The organism is Zoogloea dura (genome assembly GCF_012927165.1).
Lineage (GTDB): Bacteria > Pseudomonadota > Gammaproteobacteria > Burkholderiales > Rhodocyclaceae > Zoogloea > Zoogloea dura.
Map to the genome: position 1 here is coordinate 1 of NZ_JABBGA010000020.1, position 21,552 is coordinate 21,552.

At 69.0% G+C, this 21,552-nt stretch carries 14 protein-coding genes; 9 read left to right on the top strand and 5 right to left on the bottom strand.

The features are described 5' to 3' along the window. The 5 genes from HHL15_RS19360 to HHL15_RS19380 form a co-directional block, all read left to right on the top strand. Positions 1-2,857: VCBS domain-containing protein (locus HHL15_RS19360; RefSeq protein WP_206198868.1), on the top strand; the 2,857-nt coding region annotated here is incomplete at its 5' end. After that, on the top strand, positions 2,854-4,242 hold the full coding sequence (locus HHL15_RS19365; protein WP_169147458.1) for an efflux RND transporter periplasmic adaptor subunit: 1,389 nt from the start codon (positions 2,854-2,856) through the stop codon (positions 4,240-4,242). The genes HHL15_RS19360 and HHL15_RS19365, both read left to right, overlap by 4 nt. Continuing rightward, on the top strand, positions 4,242-6,347 hold the full coding sequence (locus tag HHL15_RS19370; RefSeq protein WP_206198869.1) for an HlyD family efflux transporter periplasmic adaptor subunit: 2,106 nt from the start codon (positions 4,242-4,244) through the stop codon (positions 6,345-6,347). Before HHL15_RS19365 ends, HHL15_RS19370 begins: the two co-directional genes overlap by 1 nt. An 83-nt stretch (positions 6,348-6,430) precedes the next feature. Continuing rightward, positions 6,431-6,760 carry an SMR family transporter gene (locus HHL15_RS19375; RefSeq protein ID WP_169147459.1) on the top strand — a complete coding sequence of 110 codons (330 nt, stop codon included), beginning with the start codon at positions 6,431-6,433 and terminating at the stop codon, positions 6,758-6,760. Between the two features lie 1,212 nt (positions 6,761-7,972). Then, positions 7,973-8,794 (top strand): class II glutamine amidotransferase, encoded by an 822-nt coding sequence (locus HHL15_RS19380; RefSeq protein ID WP_169147460.1) that lies wholly within the window; start codon positions 7,973-7,975, stop codon positions 8,792-8,794. A 12-nt stretch (positions 8,795-8,806) separates the two neighbouring features. Here HHL15_RS19380 and HHL15_RS19385 read toward each other — a convergent pair whose 3' ends face one another. From HHL15_RS19385 to HHL15_RS19395, 3 genes are read right to left on the bottom strand one after another with little or no spacing between them, the layout of a single operon-like run. Continuing rightward, positions 8,807-9,160: a hypothetical protein gene (locus tag HHL15_RS19385; protein WP_169147461.1), complete on the bottom strand. Its 354-nt coding sequence runs from the start codon at positions 9,158-9,160 to the stop codon at positions 8,807-8,809. 18 nt (positions 9,161-9,178) lie between these two features. Next, positions 9,179-10,441 carry an efflux RND transporter periplasmic adaptor subunit gene (locus tag HHL15_RS19390; protein WP_169147462.1) on the bottom strand — a complete coding sequence of 421 codons (1,263 nt, stop codon included), beginning with the start codon at positions 10,439-10,441 and terminating at the stop codon, positions 9,179-9,181. A gap of 18 nt (positions 10,442-10,459) precedes the next feature. Continuing rightward, a complete protein-coding gene (locus HHL15_RS19395; RefSeq protein ID WP_169147463.1) occupies positions 10,460-13,633 on the bottom strand; it encodes an efflux RND transporter permease subunit in 3,174 nt (1,057 codons plus the stop codon). Positions 13,634-14,608: 975 nt separating this feature from the next. Between HHL15_RS19395 and HHL15_RS19400 the strand changes: the two genes are divergently transcribed. The 4 genes from HHL15_RS19400 to HHL15_RS19415 all read left to right on the top strand — a co-directional run bounded on the left by HHL15_RS19400 (position 14,609) and on the right by HHL15_RS19415 (position 19,682). Further along, positions 14,609-16,960: an arylsulfatase gene (locus HHL15_RS19400; RefSeq protein WP_169147464.1), complete on the top strand. Its 2,352-nt coding sequence runs from the start codon at positions 14,609-14,611 to the stop codon at positions 16,958-16,960. A gap of 289 nt (positions 16,961-17,249) precedes the next feature. Continuing rightward, entirely contained in the window at positions 17,250-18,230 is a 981-nt protein-coding gene (locus HHL15_RS19405; protein WP_169147465.1) for an SMP-30/gluconolactonase/LRE family protein, read from the top strand. A gap of 44 nt (positions 18,231-18,274) precedes the next feature. Further along, a complete protein-coding gene (locus HHL15_RS19410; protein WP_169147466.1) occupies positions 18,275-19,165 on the top strand; it encodes a dienelactone hydrolase family protein in 891 nt (296 codons plus the stop codon). 46 nt (positions 19,166-19,211) lie between these two features. Continuing rightward, positions 19,212-19,682: a c-type cytochrome gene (locus tag HHL15_RS19415; RefSeq protein WP_206198870.1), complete on the top strand. Its 471-nt coding sequence runs from the start codon at positions 19,212-19,214 to the stop codon at positions 19,680-19,682. 69 nt (positions 19,683-19,751) lie between these two features. On the opposite strand, the gene HHL15_RS19420 is transcribed toward HHL15_RS19415, so the two are convergent. Together HHL15_RS19420 and HHL15_RS19425 are read right to left on the bottom strand one after the other, a co-directional pair. After that, entirely contained in the window at positions 19,752-20,390 is a 639-nt protein-coding gene (locus tag HHL15_RS19420) for a hypothetical protein (RefSeq protein ID WP_169147467.1), read from the bottom strand. Between the two features lie 128 nt (positions 20,391-20,518). Next, positions 20,519-21,523: an AI-2E family transporter gene (locus HHL15_RS19425; protein WP_169147468.1), complete on the bottom strand. Its 1,005-nt coding sequence runs from the start codon at positions 21,521-21,523 to the stop codon at positions 20,519-20,521. Positions 21,524-21,552 lie beyond the last annotated feature (29 nt).

Here is a 21,552-nt window from a genome sequence, read left to right on the forward strand (position 1 = left end):
GGCCAACGGCTGGAGCACGGCGGATAGCGGTGTGAGCTACACCAAGGCCGGCACCTACGGTACGGCCACCTTCACGGTGGCGAGCGGCGAGGTGGCTTACGCCCTGGACGACGCCGACAGCGACACCCAGGCCCTGGCGGCCGGGGCCAGCGTGACGGACAGCTTCAGCGTGCAGGTGAGCGACGGCAGCGCCACGGCCTCCGTGGCAGCGGTGTTCCAGATCAGCGGCAGCAACGACACCCCGACGGTGACGGCCGGCACGCCGACTGCCACCCTGGTGGAAGCCGGTGGCGTGTCCAACGGCACGGCGGGCACCGCATCGAGCACGATCAGCCTGAGCAAGGGCGACCTGGACGGCACGGCCGAGTGGGACAGCGCCTGGCTGCTGGCCAACGGCTGGAGCACGGCGGATAGCGGTGTGAGCTACACCAAGGCCGGCACCTACGGCACGGCCACCTTCACAGTGGCGAGTGGGCAAGTCGCTTACGCCCTGGACGACGCCGACAGCGACACCCAGGCCCTGGCGGCCGGGGCCAGCGTGACGGACAGCTTCAGCGTGCAGGTGAGCGACGGCAGCGCCACGGCCTCCGTGGCAGCGGTGTTCCAGATCAGCGGCAGCAACGACACCCCGACGGTGACGGCCGGCACGCCGACCGCCACCCTGGTGGAAGCCGGCGGCGTGTCCAACGGCACGGCGGGCACCGCATCGAGCACGATCAGCCTGAGCAAGGGCGACCTGGACGGCACGGCCGAGTGGGACAGCGCCTGGCTGCTGGCCAACGGCTGGAGCACGGCGGACGCCGGCCTCACCTACACCAAGGCCGGCACCTACGGCACGGCCACCTTCACAGTGGCGAGCGGGCAAGTCGTTTACGCCCTGGGCGACGCCGACAGCGACACCCAGGCCCTGGCGGCCGGGGCCAGCGTGACGGACAGCTTCAGCGTGCAGGTGAGCGACGGCAGCGCCACGGCCTCCGTGGCGGCAGTGTTCCAGATCAGCGGCCGCAATGATGCGCCGCTGCCTGCGGACGACTCCGCCTCAGTGACCGCAGGTGCTGCTGATGCGACGGGCAATGTGCTCGGCAACGATGCCGATCATGACTCCGGCGATACCCGGGCGGTGTCGGCGATTCTGGCCGGCGCTGCGGGTACCCCGGCCCCTGTGGCTGGCGGTAGCACCAGCGAGAGCGCCGCGACCACTGTGACGGGCCTGTATGGTCAGTTGCTGATCGGTGCGGACGGCAGCTACCGCTACGTGCTGGATGGCAACAACGCGGCGGTGAAGGCGCTGACGGCCGGCGGCGCCACCCTGAGCGACGTGTTTACCTACACGGTCAGCGACGGGCAGGGCGCGACGGCGGAGGCCGTCCTCACCGTCACCATCCATGGCGACGATGATGCACCGACGGTGGGGGGCGAAGTGGCACCCCAGGCTGCCAGCCAGGATGTGCCGTTCAGCTTTACCGTTCCGGAAGCGACCTTCATCGATCCGGATGGTGGCGACACGCTGATCTACCGGGCCACCCTGGACGACGGCAGTCCCCTGCCGGCATGGTTGCTCTTCGATCCCCTCACCCGGACCTTCAGCGGTACGCCGGGCAACGGTGACGTGGGAGTCCTGCAGATCCGCCTGACCGCCACCGACGGAGGTGGCGCAGAGGCGGCCACCCGCTTCGGCCTGAGCGTCGCCAACGTGGACGACGCGCCGACCGGCGAGGTGAGTGTTGCCGGCGGCCTGCAGCCTGGAGCGATCCTTACCGCCTCCAACACCCTGGCCGACCCCGATGGCCTGGGCGAGGTGGGCTATCAATGGCAGGTGAGTGACGGCCAGGGCGGCTGGACCAATATTCCGGGCGCCAGCGGCGTCACGCTGTCCGTGGGTGGAGACCTGATCGGTCAGCAGGTGCGCGTGGTGGCCAGCTACACAGACGGGCGTGGCACGGCCACAGCGGTTGCCAGTGCGGCGAGCGGCACGATCGTGCCCCTGCCGCCGGTGCTCCCGCCGGTGCTTCCGCCGCTGCCTCCAGCACCTCCGCTCGCACCGCCGAGCCAAGCCTTGCCGGGCGCCGGGGATACGCCGACGCCGGTGACGGGTGGCCAATCCACCTTCCTGTCCGCCTCGGGCGAATCCTCCCTGGGAGGGGGCGTCGGTGGCTTCGGCGGCGCCGGAAGCTCAGCCGGCGGTGGCCTGGGTGGCAGCGCGGGTGGCAGCGCGGGTGGCGGCTTCGGCGGCGGTCTTGGCGGCGGCTTCGGTGGCGGTCTTGGCGGTGCCGGCGGCAGTGGCGGCAGTGGCGGCCTTGGCGGTACGGGAAGCGGATCCAGCGGTGCCGAGCGTGGCCTCGGCACGGGCGGCTTGCCGCCGGAAACCACCGGTGGCAGCGGCTTCCACATTGCCGTGATGGCAGGGGGCAGTTCCAGCAGTGATGGCCTGGCACTGGGCCGCGGGATCGGCAACGCGGATGTCCGGGTTGGCACGAGCACCAGCCTTGGCATTCCGGTGGATGCATTCGTGCATACCGATCCGACCGCCCAGGTGAGCTTGAGTGCGACGCTTGTCAATGGCCAGGCGCTCCCGGGATGGGTGCGTTTCGACGCGCGCGCCGGGACTTTCACGGTGGCGCCGCCGCCGGGGCAGGATAGGGATCTGGTGATCCGCGTCGTGGCCCGCGACAACCAGGGGCGGGAAGTCACCTCCGTGTTCACCATCCGGGTCGGCAAGGCGGCGCCACGTGCAATGCTGGAAGGGCGCCCCGGCCTGTCGGAGCAGTTGCGCATGGCAGGGCGCCCGCTGGGGCTGGCGGAGCGGCTGGTGACGCTGGCCCGTGATGTCCAGGCCGCCCAGCGGTCCCGCTCATGACGGATCTGGCGACGCCGGCCCAGGCGGCCAGCCCGCTGCTGCTGTTGCTCGACCTCGCCCATCGGGCCCGGGATGCCTCGGGTCCCGATGAGCTGGCCTTCATGCTGATGAACGACAGCCGCGTGCTGGCGCCCTACCGGCAGGCCGCCCTGTGGTTCGAGGCGAGCGGCATCCGGGCCTTGTCGGGGGTGATGCAGCCGGAAGCCAATGCCCCTTACGCCCTGTGGCTCGAGCAGGTGTGCCGGGCGCTGGCCAAGGCACCCGACAGTGCGCTGCCGCGCCGGCTGACGGCGGACGACCTGCCCGCCGGGTTGGCGCTCGAATGGCAGGAGTGGCTGCCTGCCGAAGCCTTGTGGGTGCCGTTTGCCGCAAGTCCTTCCCATCCTGGGAGCAGCGTCGGCGGCTTCCTGGTGGCGGGCGAGGCGCCTTTCTCCGACGATGCCATCGCCTTGTTCGCCGAGTGGGGCCAGATCTGGCGTCACGCCTGGCTGGCCTGTTTCCGTCCTTCCCTGTGGTCGCCGGGGCAGTGGCGCCAGGCGCTGCAGTCCTGGCGCCAGCGCAATGCCCGGCTGCCCTGGTGGAAACGCCGGCCGAACCAGCTGGCCCTCGCCCTGGCCCTGCTCCTGCTCGTGCCGGTGCGCCTGACGGTGCTGGCCCAGGGCGAACTCGTGCCGGCCCGTCCGGCCGTCATCCGGGCGCCGCTCGACGGGGTGATCGGCCAGTTCCAGGTGCGTCCGAACGAGCTGGTGAAGGCCGGCCAGGTCTTGTTCAGCTTTGACGATGCGCCCATTTCCAGCCGCCTCGAGGTGGCGCGCCAGGCCCTCGCGACGGCGGAGGTCGAGTACCGTCAGTTTGCGCAGATGGCGCTCTCCGATGTCCGCTCCAAGGGGCAGCTGGCCGTGCTCCTGGGCAAGATCGGCGAGAAGCGTGCCGAGGCCGAGTTCCTGGCGAGCCAGTTCGAGCGTTCCAGGGTGCTGGCGCCCCGCGACGGCGTGGTGCTCTTCGACGACCCCTCCGAGTGGATCGGCCGCCCGGTGCAGACCGGCGAGCGGGTGATGCGGGTGGCCGATCCTCAGGACGTGGAGATCGAGGCCTGGATCCCCATCGGCGACGCCATTCCCCTGGCCGAGGGCGCCGCGGTGAGCCTCTACCTGGCGGCCAATCCCTTCTCGGCGGTGCCCGGCACGCTGCGCTACCTCAACCATGACGCGACCCTCCGGCCCGACGGCAGCTATGCCTACCGGGCCCGCGCCGCCCTCCAGGCACCGGCCGGGCAGCGTGTGGGCCTCAAGGGCACGGCCAAGCTGCATGGCGACTGGGTGCCGCTCGGCTACTGGATCCTGCGTCGTCCGCTGGCCAGCATCCGGCAATACCTGGCGATCTGATGAGCGCCATCCGCCTGCCCGCGTTGCGCGAGGAGCTCGCCCTGCTGCCCGGTCCGCGCCTGCCCGACGGGCAGCCGACGTGGACGCTGCACGATCCGGTGCGCAACCTGTTCTTCCAGATCGACTGGCCGAGCTTCGAGATCCTGCGCCGCTGGCTGTGGGGCGAGCCGGCGGCGATCGTCGGCGACATCGAGGCGGAGACCACCCTGCAGGTCGGGCCGCAGGATGTGGAGGCCATGCTGCAGTTCCTGCAGCACAACCAGTTGCTTCAGGTGCAGCCGGGCACGGCCCCGCAGCTGGCCGAGGCGCTGCGCCGGCGGCGCGGCGGGCTGGGGCGCTGGCTGCTCCACAACTACCTGTTCTTCCGCATTCCGCTGGTCCGTCCGGATCGCTGGCTCGGGCGCTGGGCCGGGCGCCTGGACTTCCTGTTCGGCAGGGCCTTCCTGCAGCTGAGCGTGCTCGCCGGGGTGTTCGGGCTGGTCAATGTCTATCGGGCCTGGGATCAATTCTCGGCGACGCTGGTGGACATGCTGAGCTGGGACGGCATGCTGGCCTACGGTGCCACCCTGTTGGTGGTGAAGACCCTCCACGAGCTGGGGCATGGCTTCACCGCCAAGCGCTTCGGCTGCCGGGTGCCGACCATGGGCATGGCCTTCCTGGTGCTGTGGCCGGTGGCCTACACGGATACCAACGAGGTCTGGAAGCTGACCCGGCGTGATCAGCGCCTGAAGGTCGCCGGCGCGGGCATCGCCACCGAGCTGATCATCGCCGCCTGGGCCACCCTGGCCTGGGCCTGGCTGCCGGAGGGCATCCCCAAGTCGGTGGCCTTCATGCTGTCCACCACCACCTGGGTGTCCACGGTGCTCATCAACGCCAGCCCCTTCATGCGCTTCGACGGCTACTTCCTGCTGGCCGATGCGCTGCAGATGCCCAACCTGCATGCCCGCGCCTTTGCCATGGCGCGCTGGGACCTGCGCGAGCGCCTGTTCGCCCTGGGCGAGGCGCCGCCGGAGCACCTGGCCCGGCCGCGGGCGCTCGGCCTGATCGTGTTCGCCTGGCTCACCTGGTTGTACCGCCTGTCGGTGTTTCTCGGCATTGCGGTGCTGGTGTATCACTTCTTCATCAAGGCGGTGGGGATATTCCTGTTCATGGTGGAGATCGTCTGGTTCGTGACCTTGCCTGTATTGAGTGAATTCCGGGCCTGGCGGGAGCGTGCCGCGGCCATCCGCAGCAGTCGGCGGGCGCGCCGCAGCCTGGGCATCCTGGTGCTCCTGCTGATGCTCTTCGTGCTGCCCTGGCCGGGGCGGGTGAGCAGCAGCGGCCTGCTCCAGCCCCGCGAGCAACTGCCCATCTATGCGCCGGAGCATGCGCGCGTGGCGGCCCTCCACTTCGCCAACGGTGCCCGGGTGCCGGCCGGCGCCGTGCTGATGGCCCTCGAGTCGCCCCAGCTGGCGGCCCGCCAGGAGGAGAGCGGGGCCCGTCGCGAGCGCCTGTCCTGGCAGTCGGCGGCGGCGGGGTTCGATCCGGAGACGCGCAAGGACTGGCAGGTGCTCGACCAGCAGCTCGGCACGGCCCGCGCCGAGCGCGACACCATCGCCGCCGATGCCGCCCGCTATGCCCCCGTGGCGCCCTACGACGGCGTGTTGCGGGACGTGGACCCCGACCTCCGGGTGGGCGACTGGGTGGCCCATCGGGAGCTGCTCGGCCGCCTGGTGCGCGTCGGCCCCCAGCAGGTGGTGACCTATGTGGACGACGAGGATGTGCAGCGCATCGCCGTGGGCAACCGGGCCGTGCTCAGCCTCGATGGCGGCGACGGGGGGATGCTGAGCCTCAAGGTGGCGAGCATCGACCAGGATGCCTCGCGCACGCTGCAGGAGCCCGAGCTGGCGAGCCAGTTCGGCGGGCACCTGCTGGTCCGTGAGAAGGCCGGCGTGCTCTATCCCGAGCGGGCGGTGTATCGCGTGGTGCTGGACGTGAGCGATGACAAGGGCAGCGACCAGCACGCCTGGCGTGGCCATCTCAGCATCGCCGCCCGCTGGGAGGCCCCCGGCCTGCGCTTCCTGCGCACGGCGCTGAGCGTCTTCTGGCGGGAGATGGGCTTCTAGCTCCCGAACTACTTCCGAAGGAGGAGGGACAGGGCGGGAGGCCCGGGCTAAGCTCCGCCAACACCCAACGGAGCGCCTCCGCCATGCCCTACCTGTTCCTTGCCCTTGCCATCGTCTGCGAAGTCTTCGCCACCTCAGCCCTGAAGGCGTGTGACGGCTTCACCCGCCTCGCGCCGAGCATCATGGTGGTGTGCGGCTACGCCGCGGCCTTCTTCTTCCTGTCCCTGGCGCTGCGCCATGTCTCCATCGGCGTGGCCTACGCCATCTGGTCCGGCGCGGGCATCGTGCTGATCAGCCTGGCGGCGTGGCTGGTCTACGGCCAGCGCCTGGATGTGCCGGCCATGCTCGGCATGGGCATGATCGTCGCCGGGGTGGCGGTGATCCAGCTGTTCTCCCGCGCCACGCAGGCCTGAGCGGAGCGTGGATGGCTCATCACGGATGCGGGTGATGATCGTCCGGCAAGCCCACCCTTGGCGCCGACTCCGTACGGCCACCGCGCCGAACACTGTGCTGCGTTACGGGCAGAGTCCGCTGTTGCTCTTGTAATGGTCTTGCTGGGCTTTACTGGGGGGCTTTCCTTTTTTCCGCCTTGAATTGGCCGGGAATTTCCCACGGCCGGGTTTGCACACCCGGCCGGCTACGGCGGCGCGGAGCAGTGCTCCGCGAAACCCCGCCTCCGCCCCCGGCGGGCGACCTTCTTTCTTGCTTCGCCAAGAAAGAAGGCAAAGAAGGCGACCCGCCTCCCCGGTCATTCGCTTGCGCGAATGACTGCCCTGCGCTGCTCACGGCAGGCGGCCGGCGCGGAACTCGCCCTGCGGGCTCAGACAGCCGCGCCGGACTACCCCGCCTGCCGTTCCGCTGCTCGGCGGGTCGGAACGGGCTTTTCGCAAACACCGCGCGTTTGCTGAAGCAGGGCGTGATGATCAACGCACAAGCAAAGCCCCAGCGTCTAGCATCCACCGGATTTTCCCAGAGGCTCGGTGCTTGTTGAAAGCCCGTTCTGACCCGCCGAGCAGCGCAGCAGCGGGCGGGGAAGTCCGGCGCGGCTGTCTGAGGAGGCGCAGCCGACGAGTTCCGCGCCGGCCGCCCGATGCGAGCAGCGCAGGGGAGTCGTCCGCTACGCGGACGACCGGGGAAGCCGGGTCGCCTTTCTTTCCCCCTTTCTTTGGCGACGCAAAGAAAGGGGTCGCCCGCCGGGGCGAACTCCCGGCCAACTCAACGCGGAACAACGGAAAGCCGCCCAGTAAAAAGCTCAAGCACAAGAACACTGACCGAGCCCCTCCCATACCATCAGCCGCCGCGCCGATGCCACAGGCAGCCGCGCCGATGCCATCCGCTGCTGCCGCTTCAACACAGCTGGCCGGAATCGTGTTGATTTCCCCGCAGCGCATGCCATCAGCCACCCCGCCAAAGCCATGAACACGGCTTCCTGAGCCTGGCGCGGGTCTTGCATTGACACACGTATCCGTGCGCTTGCTCACGCCATTCATGCGAATTGCGGAAATTGGTGTCCACTTTCGGTGCATCCCGGCCGTTGAGAGTGAAAACCCGCCGCGCCATGCACAGCATGCGAAGCCCCAACGGGAAACCCCTGAATCGACAGAGAGTGCGTAAGCAACCCGACCATGTGCCAGCTCCTCGGTCTCAACAGCAATCTGCCCACTGACATCTGCGCGTCGTTTTCCGGCTTCCGGGCACGCGGCGGGCGTACCGACGAGCACGCCGATGGCTGGGGCATCGCCTTCTTCGAGGACGGCGGGCTGCGCATCCTCAATGAACCCCATCCGTCGTGCCAGTCGCAGCTGGCCGGAATGGTGGCGGAGCATCCCTTCCAGGCCACCAACATCGTGGCGCACATCCGCAAGGCCACGGTGGGCACGGTGCGCCTGGAGAACACCCATCCCTTCTCGCGCACGCTGTGGGGCCGCCCCTGGGTGTTTGCCCACAACGGCACCCTGGTGGACTTCGTCCCGCGCCTGGAGGGGGATTTCCGGCCCCGGGGCTGCACCGACAGCGAGCGGGCCTTCTGCTGGCTGATGGACGGCCTGCAGAGCCGCTTTGGCGATGTGCGCCCGGACTTCGACACCCTCTTCGCGTGGCTGCGCGAGGCGGCGGTGACCCTCAGCCACTATGGGGTGATCAACTTCCTGCTGTCGGACGGCGAGCTGATGCTGGCCCACTGCTCGACGCGGCTCAGCCACGTGCTGCGCCAGGCGCCGTTCAGCCGGCGCGTGCGGCTGGTGGATACCGACGAGGACTGCGACCTCGGCCAGGGCGTGGACCCGGCCACCCGCAGCGTGGTGCTCACCACCGTTCCCCTGACCCACGACGAAGCCTGGGTCGGCATGCCGGCAGGCAGCCTGTGGGGCTTCCGCGACGGCCGCGTGCTGGCCACCGTGCCCACGGTGGCCGGGCAGGTGAGGCAGCCGGCCGAAGCCTGCGCCTGAGCCGGGCCGGCTCTACTTTCCTTCACCAAACCTGGCATCCGCCGCCTTGGCATCGGCGGCGATCCTGTCGTTGATCTCCCGGGCCGCCTGGGCTTCGCCGTTGATGTACTGGCTGATCAGCTGGCTGGTGGCCTGGATGTCGGCGTTGCCCTCCTTCTGCAGGCAGTCGAGCCAGGCGCGCTGGGCCTGGCGGTAGCCGTTGACGGCGCCGACGCTCTTGTTGAAGGCGTCGGCGTTCTTCAGCTCGAGGTTCACCGTGGCGGGCCGCGGGCCGCAGGCGTGGCTCCAGACGCCGTTGTCCACCTTGCCGGCGTGGGCGGGCAGGGTGGCGCTCAGGGTGAGGAGGATGGGCAGCAGGGATTTCATGGGGGTGGGCTCCTGGGGTCAGCCCTTGCGGGCGGGCGGGGTGTCGGGGGCGGTGTCGTTGCTGGCGGCCCTGGCCGGGCCGGAGGGTTTGCCGCCGGGCGCGTCCTTGCCTTTCTTGTCGGGCAGGGCCTTGGGGTTGACGGTCTCGCCGTCGGCGAGCAGATCGGAGGGGCTGCTGACCAGCACCTCGCCGGCTTCCAGGCCGGCCAGCACCTCGATGTCGCGGCCGAGGTCGCGGCCCAGGGTGATCTTGCGGAAGCTGAGCGTGTTGTCCTTGCCCACCACCACCACCTGGTTGCCGTTCTGGCCGGTGACCAGCACATTGGTGGGCACCAGCAAGGCCTTGGCGCTGCTCGACAGCTTGAAGCTGACCTCGCCATAGGTGCCGGGCAGCAGCTTGCCGTCCGGGTTGGGCAGCTCCAGCTCGACCTGGCGGGTGCGGGTGACGGGGTCGAGGGCGCCGGCGGCGTGGGCCACCCGGGCGCTGAGCTTCTTGCCCGGGTTTTCGGGGATGCGCAGGCTCACCTCCTGGCCCTGGCTGATCTCGCTGGCATACACCTGGGGAATCCACAGGGTCAGGCGCAGGGGGTCGGTCTGGGCGAGGGCGAAGAGCTCCTTGCCGTTGGCGGCGATCAGGTCGCCCACCTCCACGCTGCGCCGGGTGATGACCCCGTCGAAGGGCGCGTGGATGCGTCGGAACTGCTTGAGCTGCTCGAGGCGGCGCACGTTGGCCTCCACGGCGGCCAGGTCGGCGCGGGCCTGAACGGCGGCGCTGCGCTTCTCATCCAGATCCTGGCGGGCCACGCTGTCGAGGCTGGCCAGGTGTTCCCAGCGCTTGAGGGTGGCGCGGCTCAGCTCGAGGCGGGCCCGCACCTGCTCGCGGGCGGCGCGGGCCTGTTCCAGCTCCTGGTCCTGCTCGGGGGCTTCGATGGTGGCGAGCAGCTCGCCCTTCTTCACGCGCTGGCCGATGGTCTTGTGCCAGGCCGCCAGGTAGCCGCCGCTGCGCGCCAGCAGGGTGATCTCGCTGCGGCCCTGCAGGGTGGCGGGCAGGGTGACGCTGCGCTGGCCGTCGCCGGGGCGGGCCACCACGGTGGATACATTGCGGGTCAGGCTGGCGGCGGTGCGCTGCTCGAGGGCGCGGGCCTCCTGGTGCTGCAGGGCGAGGCGCAGGCCGCCGCCGGCAAGCAGCAGGCCGATCAGGCTGAAGCCGGCGACGCGGGCATAGCGCAGGGTCCGGCCGCCGGTGTGGGCGGTGAGCGGTGGGGAGCAGTGGTCGGACATGATGGTGTTCCGTGTGGGTCAGGCGAGGGCCGCTTGGTGGCGGAGCCCGCGGTGCGCCAGCCGCAGGTGTACCGCGGCGAAGACGAGGGGGACGAAGAGCAGGGTGGAGGCGGTGGCGAAGGCCAGGCCGCCGATCACGGCGCGGCCCAGGGGGGCGTTCTGCTCGGCGCCCTCGCCCACGCCCAGGGCCATCGGCAGCATGCCGGCGATCATCGCGAAGGCAGTCATCAGTACCGGCCGCAGGCGGGTGGAGGCGGCTTCCAGCGCGGCGCTGACGGGGGGCACACCGTCGGCCAGCCGGCCACGGGCGAAGGACACCAGCAAGATCGAGTTGGCGGTGGCCACCCCCATGGTCATGATGGTGCCGGTGAGGGCCGGCACGCTGAGGGGGGTGCCGCTGAGGAAGAGCAGCCAGGCGATGCCGGCCAGGGCGGCGGGCAGGGCGCTGATGATGATCAGCGGGTCGAGCCAGGACTGGAAGTTGATCACCAGCAGCAGGTACACCAGCAGGATGGCCACCGCCAGGCCGAGGGCCAGGCCGGCGAAGGCGCTGTGCAGGGTCTCCACCTGGCCGCGCAGCACCAGGTCCACGCCACGGGGCAGCTTCGGGCGGATCCCGTCGAGCAGCGCGTCGATGTCGCGGCTGACGCTGCCGAGATCGCGGCCTTCCACGTTGGCATAGACGTTGAAGATGAGGTTGGTGTTGTAGCTGGTGACCATGGGCGCCATGGCCTGGCGCGACAGGGACACCACGTTGCCGAGGAGCTGCGGGCCGTCCTCGTTGGCGCCCACCGGAGTGCGCAGCAGGGCGTCCAGGTCTTCAAGGGCTGTCTCCGGGCTGCGCACGCCGATGGTGTAGGTGTTGCCATTGGCGGGGTTGAGCCAGTAGGCCGGCGAGGCCTGCATGCTGCCGGACAGGGAGATCATCACGTTCTGGGCCACGTCCCTGGCGGCCAGGCCGAGCTGCTGCAGGCGCACCCGGTCCATGTCGAGGGCCAGGGCCGGCTTGCTCCAGCGTTGATACACATGGGCATCGACCACGCCGGGGATGGCCCGCAATTTGTTGTTGAGCTCCACCGCCAGCGGGATCACCTCGCTGGCCTTGCCGCCGATGAACTGGATGTCGATGGGCGCCGGGGTGCCGAAGTTGAGGGTCTGGCTGACCTGGTCGGCGGGCTGGAAGAAAAACTCCACGCCCGGGAAGCGCTCCGGCAGCAGCGCCCGCAGCCGGGTGATGTAGGTGCTGCTGGAGGCGTGGCCGGGCTTCAGGGAGACCATGATCTCGGTGTCGGCGGTCTCGGTGGTGCCGGAGTTGCCGAACAAGGTGTTGCGGGTGGAGTAGGGGCCGCCGACGATGTCCAGGATGTCGCCCAGCTCGGCCGCCGGGATGGTTTCGCGGATGGCCGCTTCGACCCGGTCGGCGAGCTTGGGCATCTCCTCCAGGCGGGTGCCGGAGGGGGCGCGCAGGTGCAGGCGGATCTGCCCGGCGTCCACCGCCGGAAAGAGGTCCTGCCCAAGCAGCGGCACCAGGCCCAGGGACAGCAGGCCGAGGCCCAGGAAGGCCGCGCCGAAGCGCCGGCGTTGGCGCAGCAGGGCGGCCAGCAGCACGGTGTAGTGTTCCCGCAGCCGCTGGAAGCCGGCCTCGAAGCCGAGATGCAGCCGGTGGAAGGCGGCGGCCAGGCCTGCTGCCGGCGCCGGCCGGTGAGCGCCGTGCTGCGAGGCCAGCATGTACATCACCAGGGTCGGCACCAGGGTGCGCGACAGCAGGTAGGAGGCCAGCATGGCGAACACCACCGCCTCGGCCAGCGGCACGAACAGCGAGCGCGCCACCCCGCTGAGGAAGAACATCGGCACGAAGACGATGCAGATGCACAGGGTGGACACGAAGGCCGGCACGGCGATCTCCTGCGCCCCGTCGAGGATGGCCTGGTGGGGATTCTTGCCGAGGGCCATCTGGCGTTCGATGTTCTCGATCTCGACGGTGGCGTCGTCCACCAGGATGCCCACCGCCAGGGCCAGGCCGCCGAGGGTCATCAGGTTGAGGGTCTCGCCGAGCAGGTAGAGGGCGATCAGCGAGCAGCAGATCGACAGCGGGATGGACACCGCGATGATGCAGGTGGACCGCCAGTTGCCCAGGAACAGCAGGATCATCGCGGCGGTCAGCGAGGCGGCGATGAGGGCCTCGTGGAGCACGTTGCCGATGGCCGCGCGGACGAATAGCGACTGGTCGAACATCAGCTTGACGGTCATGTCCTCGGGCAGCCTGTCCATGATGCGTGGCAGCTCGCTGCGCACCTGGTCCACCACCTCCAGGGTGGACACGCCGCCCACCTTGAACACCGAGGTCAGGATGCCGCGCTCGCCGTTCTGCCGCACGATGGTCGTGAGCGGCCCGGCGCCGTCGCGCACGCTGGCCACGTCGCGCACGTGGACGGTCTTGCCATTGACGGTCCTGATCGGGATGTCGCCGATCTTGGCAATCGTGGCCACCGAGCCGTTGAGGGCCACGTCGTATTCCTGGCTGCCGATCTTGATGATGCCGGTGGGTAGGGTCAGGGTCTGGTTGCCGATGGCGTTGGTCACGTCGGCGGGGGTGATGCCGCGGGCGAGCAGGGCGGCGGTGTCGATGTCCACCGAGATCTGCCGGTTGCGGGCGCCGAAGGGCGCGGTGAGCTCCACGCCCTTCTTCATGCGCAGGGTGTTGCGCACCACGTCGTTGGTCAGCTCGCCCACCTCGGTCTCCGGCACGGTGGCGCTGGACACGCCGACCTGCAGCAGCGGCAGGTCGGTGGCCGAGTACTGCACCACCTGCGGCGGGGCAATGCCGGCCGGCATCGAGCGATAGGCAGCGTTGGCGCCGGACTGCACCTGGGCCAGGGCGGTGCCGACGTCGGTGCCGGGCTGGAAGAAGACCTTCACCACCGCGCCGCCCGCCACCGAGATGGATTCGGTGTGCTCGATGTTGTCCACCGACTGGGTCATCGAGCGCTCGGCGCTGCGGGTGATGCGGCTATACACCTCCGGGGCCGGCAGGCCGCTGTAGTTGTAGAGCATGGCCACCACCGGGATGTCGATGGACGGGAAGATGTCCACGGACATCTTCCGCAGCACATAGGGCATGGACAGCAGGATGAGCAGCGCCATCACCACGAAGGTGTAGGGGCGGCGCAGGGCGATATTGACGATCCACATGGAGGCGGGGGCAGGCGCACCAGGGCGGCCCGCCGGGAGCAAGCAAACCCTTTCCCCGGGCAAATTCCGTTCCACGCGGGCCAGGCCTTGCCGGATGCGGCTTGGCGTCTGGCGGGCGGCGGGGCGGGTGTTGGCTGGGCAGCAGCTTTGCTGCGCTGCGGTTGAGTGCGCAGCAGTGGCGGTGGTGTCCGGGCCGTCAAACCCCGGTCGGAGGGGGGATTTGGGGTGGTACGGTCTGTGCGTCTACTCGTCTTTTTGAGAGGGGGTGCCTTTGTTGGTCGGCTTTCCGTTGTTTTGAGTTGGATTGGCCGGGATTTCGCCCCGGCGGGCGACCTCCTTTCTTGCTTCGCCAAGAAAGGAGGCAAAGAAGGCGACCCGCCTCCCCGGTCATTCGCTGCGCGAATGACTGCCCTGCGCTGCTCACGCCAGGCGGCCGGCGCGGAACTCGCCCTTCGGGCTCAAACAGCCGCGCCGGACTTCCCCGCCTGCCGTTCCGCTGCTCGGCGGGTCGGAACGGGCTTTCGCCAAGCACCGAGCCTCTACGGAAAATCCGGCGGATGCGAGGCGCTGGGGTTTTGCCTTTGCGTCGAACATCGTCCCCTGCTTCAGCAAACGCGCGGTGTTTGCGAAAAGCCCGTTCTGACCCGCCGAGCAGCGGAGTATCGGGCGGGGCTTTCCGGCGCGGCTGTCTGAGGAGGCGTAGCCGACGAGTTCCGCGCCGGCCGCCCGATGCGAGCAGCGCAGGGGAGTCGTTCGCTACGCGAACGACCGGGGAAGCCGGGTCGCCTTTCTTTCCCCCTTTCTTTGGCGACGCAAAGAAAGGGGTCGCCCGCCGGGGCGAATTCCCGGCCAATTCAACGCTAAACAAAGGAAAACCGCCCAGTAAAGGCCCCCGCTCGAGCAGCTGAAGTCGTGCCTGCGCGGGCCCAGCAAGGCTTCCACTCCTCCTTACCTTTGCCCGAGAGACCCTTCCGCATGAGATCCAAGACCCTCCCCCTGGCCATCGCCCTGGCCCTGGCCTCCATCGCCGCCCAGGCCCAGCAGGCGGCCCAGGTCCTGCCGCGTCCGCCCGAGCCCTTTGCCGGCCGGATCGCGCCGGACAAGGCTCAATCCACCCCCGCCTGGCCGAAGCAGGTGAAGGCCGCCGAGGGCGCGCCCAACGTGGTGGTGGTGCTCCTCGACGACGTGGGCTTCGCCCAGTCGTCCACCTTCGGCGGGGTGGCCGAGACGCCGGCGCTGGAGGCGCTGGCGCAGAACGGCCTGTCCTACAACCAGTTCCACGTGGCGGCCCTGTGCTCGCCGACCCGCGCCGCCATCCTCACCGGCCGCAACCACCACGAGGCCGGCTTCGGCAACGTGGCCGGCGCCTCGGCGGGCTTTCCCGGCTACAACTCGGTGTGGGCCAAGGACACCGTGTCGCTGGCCGAGGTGCTGCGCCAGAACGGCTACAGCACCGCAGCCTTCGGCAAGTGGCACAACACGCCGGAGTGGGAGATCACCCCGGTGGGGCCCTTCGACCACTGGCCCACCAGCCTGGGCTTCGAGTTCTTCTACGGCTTCCACGGCGGCGCCGACAACCAGTGGGAGCCGCGCCTGTTCCGCAACACCACGGCCATCGAACCGAAGGCGACGCCGCAGCAGGGCTACCACCTGACCGCCGACATGACCGACGAGGCCACCCGCTGGTTGCGCAACGTGGATGCGGTGTACCCGGACAAGCCCTTCTTCGTGTGGTTCGCCCCCGGCGGCACCCACTGGCCGCACCATGTGCCGAAGGACTGGATCGACCGCTACAAGGGGCGCTTCGACAAGGGCTGGGATGCCCTGCGGGAGGAGATCTTCGCGCGCCAGAAGGCCAAGGGCGTGGTCCCCGCCAATGCGGTGCTGACGCCGCGCCCGCCCGAGCTGCCGGCCTGGGACTCGCTGCCCGCCGAACAGCGCCGCCTGCTGGCCCGCGAGGCCGAGGTGACGGCCGCCTACCTGGCCTACACCGACTATCAGGTGGGCCGCCTGCTGGCCGAGATCCGGGCCCAGGGCAAGGGCGACAACACGATCGTCTTCTACATCGTCGGCGACAACGGTGCCGAGGCCAACACCGCCCTGCTGGGCCGCGACCTGGTGAGCCCGGATGGCACCCCGGCTACCGTCGCGGAGCGGGTCAGGCGCATCGAGGAGCTGGGCGGCCCGGCCTTCGACAACCAGGTGGGCTCCGCCTGGGCATGGGCCGACAACACGCCCTTCCAGTACGGCAAGGGCATCCCCGCCTACCTGGGCGGCACCCGCAACCCGCTGGTGGTGTCGTGGCCCAAGGGCATCAAGGACAGGGGTACGGTGCGCAGCCAGTTCAGCCACGCCACCGACATCGCGCCGACCATCTACGAGCTGGCGGGCATCCGCTTCCCGCAGAAGGTGGAGGGCGTCGATCAGGTGCCCCTGTCGGGCAAGAGCCTGGGCTACAGCTTCGATGAGCCGCGCGCCACTTCCCGCCGCAGCCTGCAGTACTTCGAGATCCGCGGCACCCGCGGCATCTACAAGGATGGTTGGTGGGCCGGCTCGCGGCTGGTGACCCAGGGCGCCAACTCGGCCCTCAACCAGGCTCCCTTCGGCACCCGCAAATGGGAGCTGTACAACCTGGACGAGGACTTCACCCAGTCCCGCAACCTGGCCGAGCAGAACCCCGGAAAGCTGGCCGAGCTGGTGGCCGCCTTCGACAAGGAGGCGTGGGCCAATGACGTTTATCCGCTGGCGCCGGACGCGGGCGTCGGCCGCCCCAGCCTTACGGCCGGCCGCAAGCTGTTCACTTACCGCGCCGGGGTGGGGCGCATCCCCAGCCGCAACGGCCCTGACGTGACCCGCCGGGCCCACAGCATCCGCGCCGGGCTGGACCTGTCGGGCCAGGGCGGGGACGGTGTGATCATCGCCGATGGGGGCCGCTGGGGCGGCTTCAGCCTGTTCGTGAAGGACGGCCGCCTGAGCTACGAGGCCAACGCCCACGGGCATCGCAGTGGCTACATCGTCGCTTCGGAACGCCTGCCGCGGGGCAAGGTGCAGGTGGAGTTCCGCTTCGAGCCGGATGGCCCTGTATCCTCCGCATCCGCCGCGCCCGCCGCGGCCGGCCCCGGTCAGCCGCAGCCCGCGGTGCCGGGCACCGGCCGCCTGTACGTGAATGGCAAGCAGGTGGGCGAAGGCCGCATCAGCAAGATCGCCTATGGCAGCTACGACACCCTGGACATCGGCGCCGACCTGGGCACCCCGGTCAGCGGCGAATACAAGGTGCCTTTCAGCTTCAGCGGCAGCCTGGATACGGTGCAGGTGGAGCTGCTCTAGGGCGCTGCGCGACGCTGCTGCTCCTCAGGCAGCAGCAGCGTTGCGATCGCAACAGCTTGCGGGCTGGGCAACAGCCCGCAGCGCCGTTCGACCCCGCCATCGCAAGGGGTATTCAGCGTCCCGCCCGGCGGCATTTCTCCCGATAAATCAAATGAATGAAGCAGGGGGACGGAATGAGACCAGCCTCCGCGCGGCAACTGGCACGTTGAGTGCACTGGGTCTGGCCATGGGCCGCTGCTGCCGCCCGCCTTCCACCCCTTGCCACTGACCCGTGCCATCGACCATAGCCATGAAACTCAAAGCTCCCACCCAAGCCCTGCGTACTTCGATCGCCTCGCTCGCCGTGCTGGCCGCAGCGGGTTCCGCCCTGGCCCAGGAGATCACCCCGGCGATTGCCGGCGTGGTCAATGCTGGTACGAAGATCGAGCTGATCAAGGACGGCTTCAAGGGCACCGAAGGCCCGATCGCCGCGCCCGACGGTGGTCTGCTGTTCACCGAGAACCAGAACGACAAGATCATCCGCGTCGCGCCGGATGGTTCGACCTCGGTCTATCTGTCCGGCGCCAACGGCTCCAATGCCCTGGCCTTTGCGCCCAACGGTGACCTGGTGACCGTGCAGACCCTCGACCCGAAGGTCGGGGTGATCCAGCCCCAGGGTAATGCCCGCAGCCTGGTCGGCAAGGTGGACGGCGGCCTCAACCTGGGCCGCCCGAATGACCTGGTGGTGGACCGCAAGGGCTTTGTGTATTTCACCGATTCCGGCGTGAATGCCAACGCCAACCCCAAGCCTGATCTGAGCAAGACGGCCAAGCCGGCGGTGTATCGCATCTCGCCGGAATACCTGCTTGAGCGCATCGCCAACGACATCACGCGGCCCAATGGCATCCAGCTGAGCCCGGACGAGAAGACCCTCTACGTGGCCAACACCGCTGGCGAGCATGTGCTTGCCTTCGACATCGCCGCCAACGGCAAGGTCGGCCCGAAGCGAGAGTTCGCCAAGCTGGAAGGCTTCCGTCAGACCGAGAACGGCCCGACCAGCGGCGCCGACGGTCTGGCGGTGGATGCGGAGGGGCGCCTCTACGTGGCCTCCAATGCCGGGGTGCAGGTTTTCAACAGCAAGGGCGAGGCGCTGGGAACCATCGCCCTGCCCAAGCGTCCCCAGAACCTGGCCTTCGCTGGGCCGGACAAGAAGCAGCTCTACGTGGTTGGCAGCGGTTCCGTGTGGCGTGTGCCGGTTCTTACCGCCGGCTACACTGGCCGCGCCAAGTAAGGCCCTCGCGCCATCCCGACACGACACCCCAGGAGACTCACATCATGACCCGCAAGACCGTTGCCGATTTTGATCCGGAAGTCCTCAAGCTCTTCGACAAGTACGTCCATGGCCTCATCCCGCGCCGCGAGTTCCTGAAGAGCGCTGGCAAGTACGCCGTGGCCGGGGTGAGCGCCGAGGGCCTGCTGGCCGCCCTGAGCCCCAACTTCGCCCAGGCCCAGGAGGTCCAGCCGACGGATGCCCGCATCAAGGGCAGCTTCGTGGAGATTCCGTCGCCCGCCGGCTACGGCACCCTGCGCGGCTACCTGGTGGTGCCGGCCAATGCCAGCGGCAAGCTGCCCACCGTGCTGGTGGTGCATGAGAACCGGGGCCTCAACCCGCATATCGAGGACATCGCCCGGCGCCTTGCGCTGGACGGCTTCATCGCCTTTGCGCCGGATGCGCTGTTCCCCCTGGGAGGCTATCCGGGTGACGAGGACAAGGCCCGCGAGCTCTTCCCGAAGCTGGACCAGAACAAGACCCGCGAGGACTTCGTTGCCGCCGCGGCCTACCTGAAGAAGCTGCCCCAGGGCAACGGCAAGGTTGGTGTCACCGGCTTCTGCTATGGCGGCGGGGTGGCCAACTTCCTGGCCACCCGCATCCCCGACCTGGCCGCCTCGGTGCCCTTCTATGGCGGTCAGCCGCCCGCCGAGGAGGCCGCCAGGATCAAGGCCCCGCTGCTGATCCATTACGCCGAGAACGACGAGCGCATCAACGCCGGCTGGCCCAAGTACGAAGAGGCGCTGAAGGCCGCCGGGGTGAAGTACGAGGCGTATTTCTACCCGGGCACCCAGCACGGTTTCAACAACAACACCACACCGCGTTTCGATGCCAAGGCCGCCCAGCTGGCCTGGCAGCGCAGCGTGGCGTTCTTCAGGACGCACCTCAAGACCTGAGGGCGACCGTCCAACGCAATACCAACCTGAACCATCCGGAGAAACAATGAAGAAGCTCGTCAAACCCCTGCTCGCCATCCTGCTCGTCTCCGCCGCCTCGTCGGCGGCCATCGCCCAGCAGGCACCCAAGCCCGAGCAGGTGATCAAGTGGCGCCAGTCGGTGTACCAGACCCTCGCCTGGTACAACGGCCGCATCAAGGCCAGCGTGGATGGCACCTACAACAAGGATGATGTGATCCGCGCCGCCAATGGCATCGCCGCCATCGCCAACTCCGGCCTGGGCGCCCTGTACCCGGCCGGCACCGAAACCGGCAAGGGCTGGCGCGAGACCTCGGTGAAGCCGGAACTGTTCACCGATGGCGCCAAGGCCGGCGAAGCCGCCCGCAAGTTCATCAGCGAAGCCAATGAACTGGCCAAGGTGGCCAACACGGGCGACGCCGCCGCGGTGAAAGTCCAGTTCGGCAAGCTCGGCGCCACCTGCAAGGGCTGCCACGACGACTTCCGCAAGAAGGATTGACGGGGCAGGGGCTGAGGCCCCGATCCGGGCTGCTTGCCGGAGCGCGTGCGCTCCGGCGGAGGCTTGATCTCAGAGCGCCTCCTTGCGGCTCCTGATGGTGTGACTCAGGTTCATGCGGTCGATGTCCTCGACCGACATGATGGGGGCGTACATCAGGTCCGCAGGATCCCCATTGCGCTTCCAGCCCATCCGCATCTCGCCGACGATGCGCATGAGCATCTTGGTGACCCGGCTGACCACCAGGTCCACCGGCGCCGGCGTGCCGTCGATCTGGTAGCGCAGGCGCGCCACCGACAGCACCGAGGTGTTGGTCATGGGGCTGTGGTACGAGTACTGGAAGCGGAAATTGCGGCTGCGCGCGTTGATGTCGCGGGTGGTCAGCACGATGAAATAGGTGCGCGGCGACACGTCGCGCAGCACCCGGGACAGCCGCTGCGGGATGGGGAAGAAATCCTCTGCGGCGTACTGGTTGGTGCCGGCGAAGGGCTCCAGGCCGTCGACCGGCGTCCACAGGGTGGACTTGATCCACAGGCCGCTCTCGCTGCTCAGCGCGCGGGCGATGCTGCCGGCGGTCTCTTCCGAGATGTCGTCGGTGGGGACGATATAGACATGCACGGCATCCACCGGGCTGGCCAGCGGCAGGGGCCGGTTCTGGGCGTGGGCGGCCCAGGCGAAGGGGAGGGCGAGCAGGAAGCGGCGGCGGTGCATCGGGTGTCCTTGCTGATTGGCTGGAGGTATGGGAGGGCAGATGCTCCCATCATCGTTCCAATCCGTCCGTAACCGGAATGGACTCTGCCACTGTGGCCGGGTGAATCAATGCCCTGCCGGTGGTGCGCTCAGATCAGCGCCTCCCTGCGCAGCTCGTTCTTGATCCAGGCATACACCACCGGGGCGATGGCCACGCCGCCGAAGCCGAAGAGGGCTTCCATCAGCACCATGGCGATGAGGATCTCCCAGGCCTTGGCGTTGATCTCGCCGCCGACGATGCGGGCGTTGAGGAAGTATTCGGCCTTGTGCAGCAGCACCAGGAAGAGCAGCGACAGCAACGCGGCCTGGGGTGACACCGAGAAGCTGATCATGACGATGATGGAGTTGGAGATCAGGTTGCCGACCACCGGTAACAGGCCCACCAGGGCGGTGATGAGCACCATGGTCTTGCTGAAGGGCAGGTGGTAGCCGACGGCGGGCAGGATGCCCAGCAGGTAGATGCCGGTGAAGAAGGCATTGATCGCGGCGATCTTGCCCTGGGCCACGAAGACCCGCCGGAAGGCGTTGTAAAAGGCGCCGATGCGTTCCAGCAGGGCGCGGGCCAGCGGGCGGTGCTGCTCGCTGGCGGCCAGCTCCTGCACCGCCACCATGGCGCCGATGACCATGCCAAGCAGGATGTGGGCGGCGGCCAGGCCGGCCTCCTTGCCAAGCAGGCGCAGCTCCGGCGCGTGTTCGCGCAGCCAGTGCGAGGCCTCGGCCTTGAGTTCGGGGCCGCTGCTGGGCAGACGGCCGAGCAGCCAGGGGGGGATCACGTCATTGGCGCCGTCGAGGGTTTCAGCCATCCTGGCCCAGATCGCGTCGAGGTCTCCATGTCCGTGCAGGATGTCGCCAATCCACAGGCCCAGGCCGACCACCGCGGCGATCACCAGCATGGCCAGCACTGCAGTGGCCAGCTGGCGGCCGCGCAGGCCGGTGACGTGGCGGCCGAGCAGGGGCTGGGCCAGGTGGATCAGCATGAAGACCAGCATGCCGGCAAAGAGGGCCTGCAGCAGGTGCAGGTTGAGGATGGCCAGAATGCCTGCGCCGGCCAGGGCGTAGGACACCTGTTGAACTCCGTATCGACGTGCTTCCATGCGCGGTGGATTCCCTGTTGTCCGGTCCG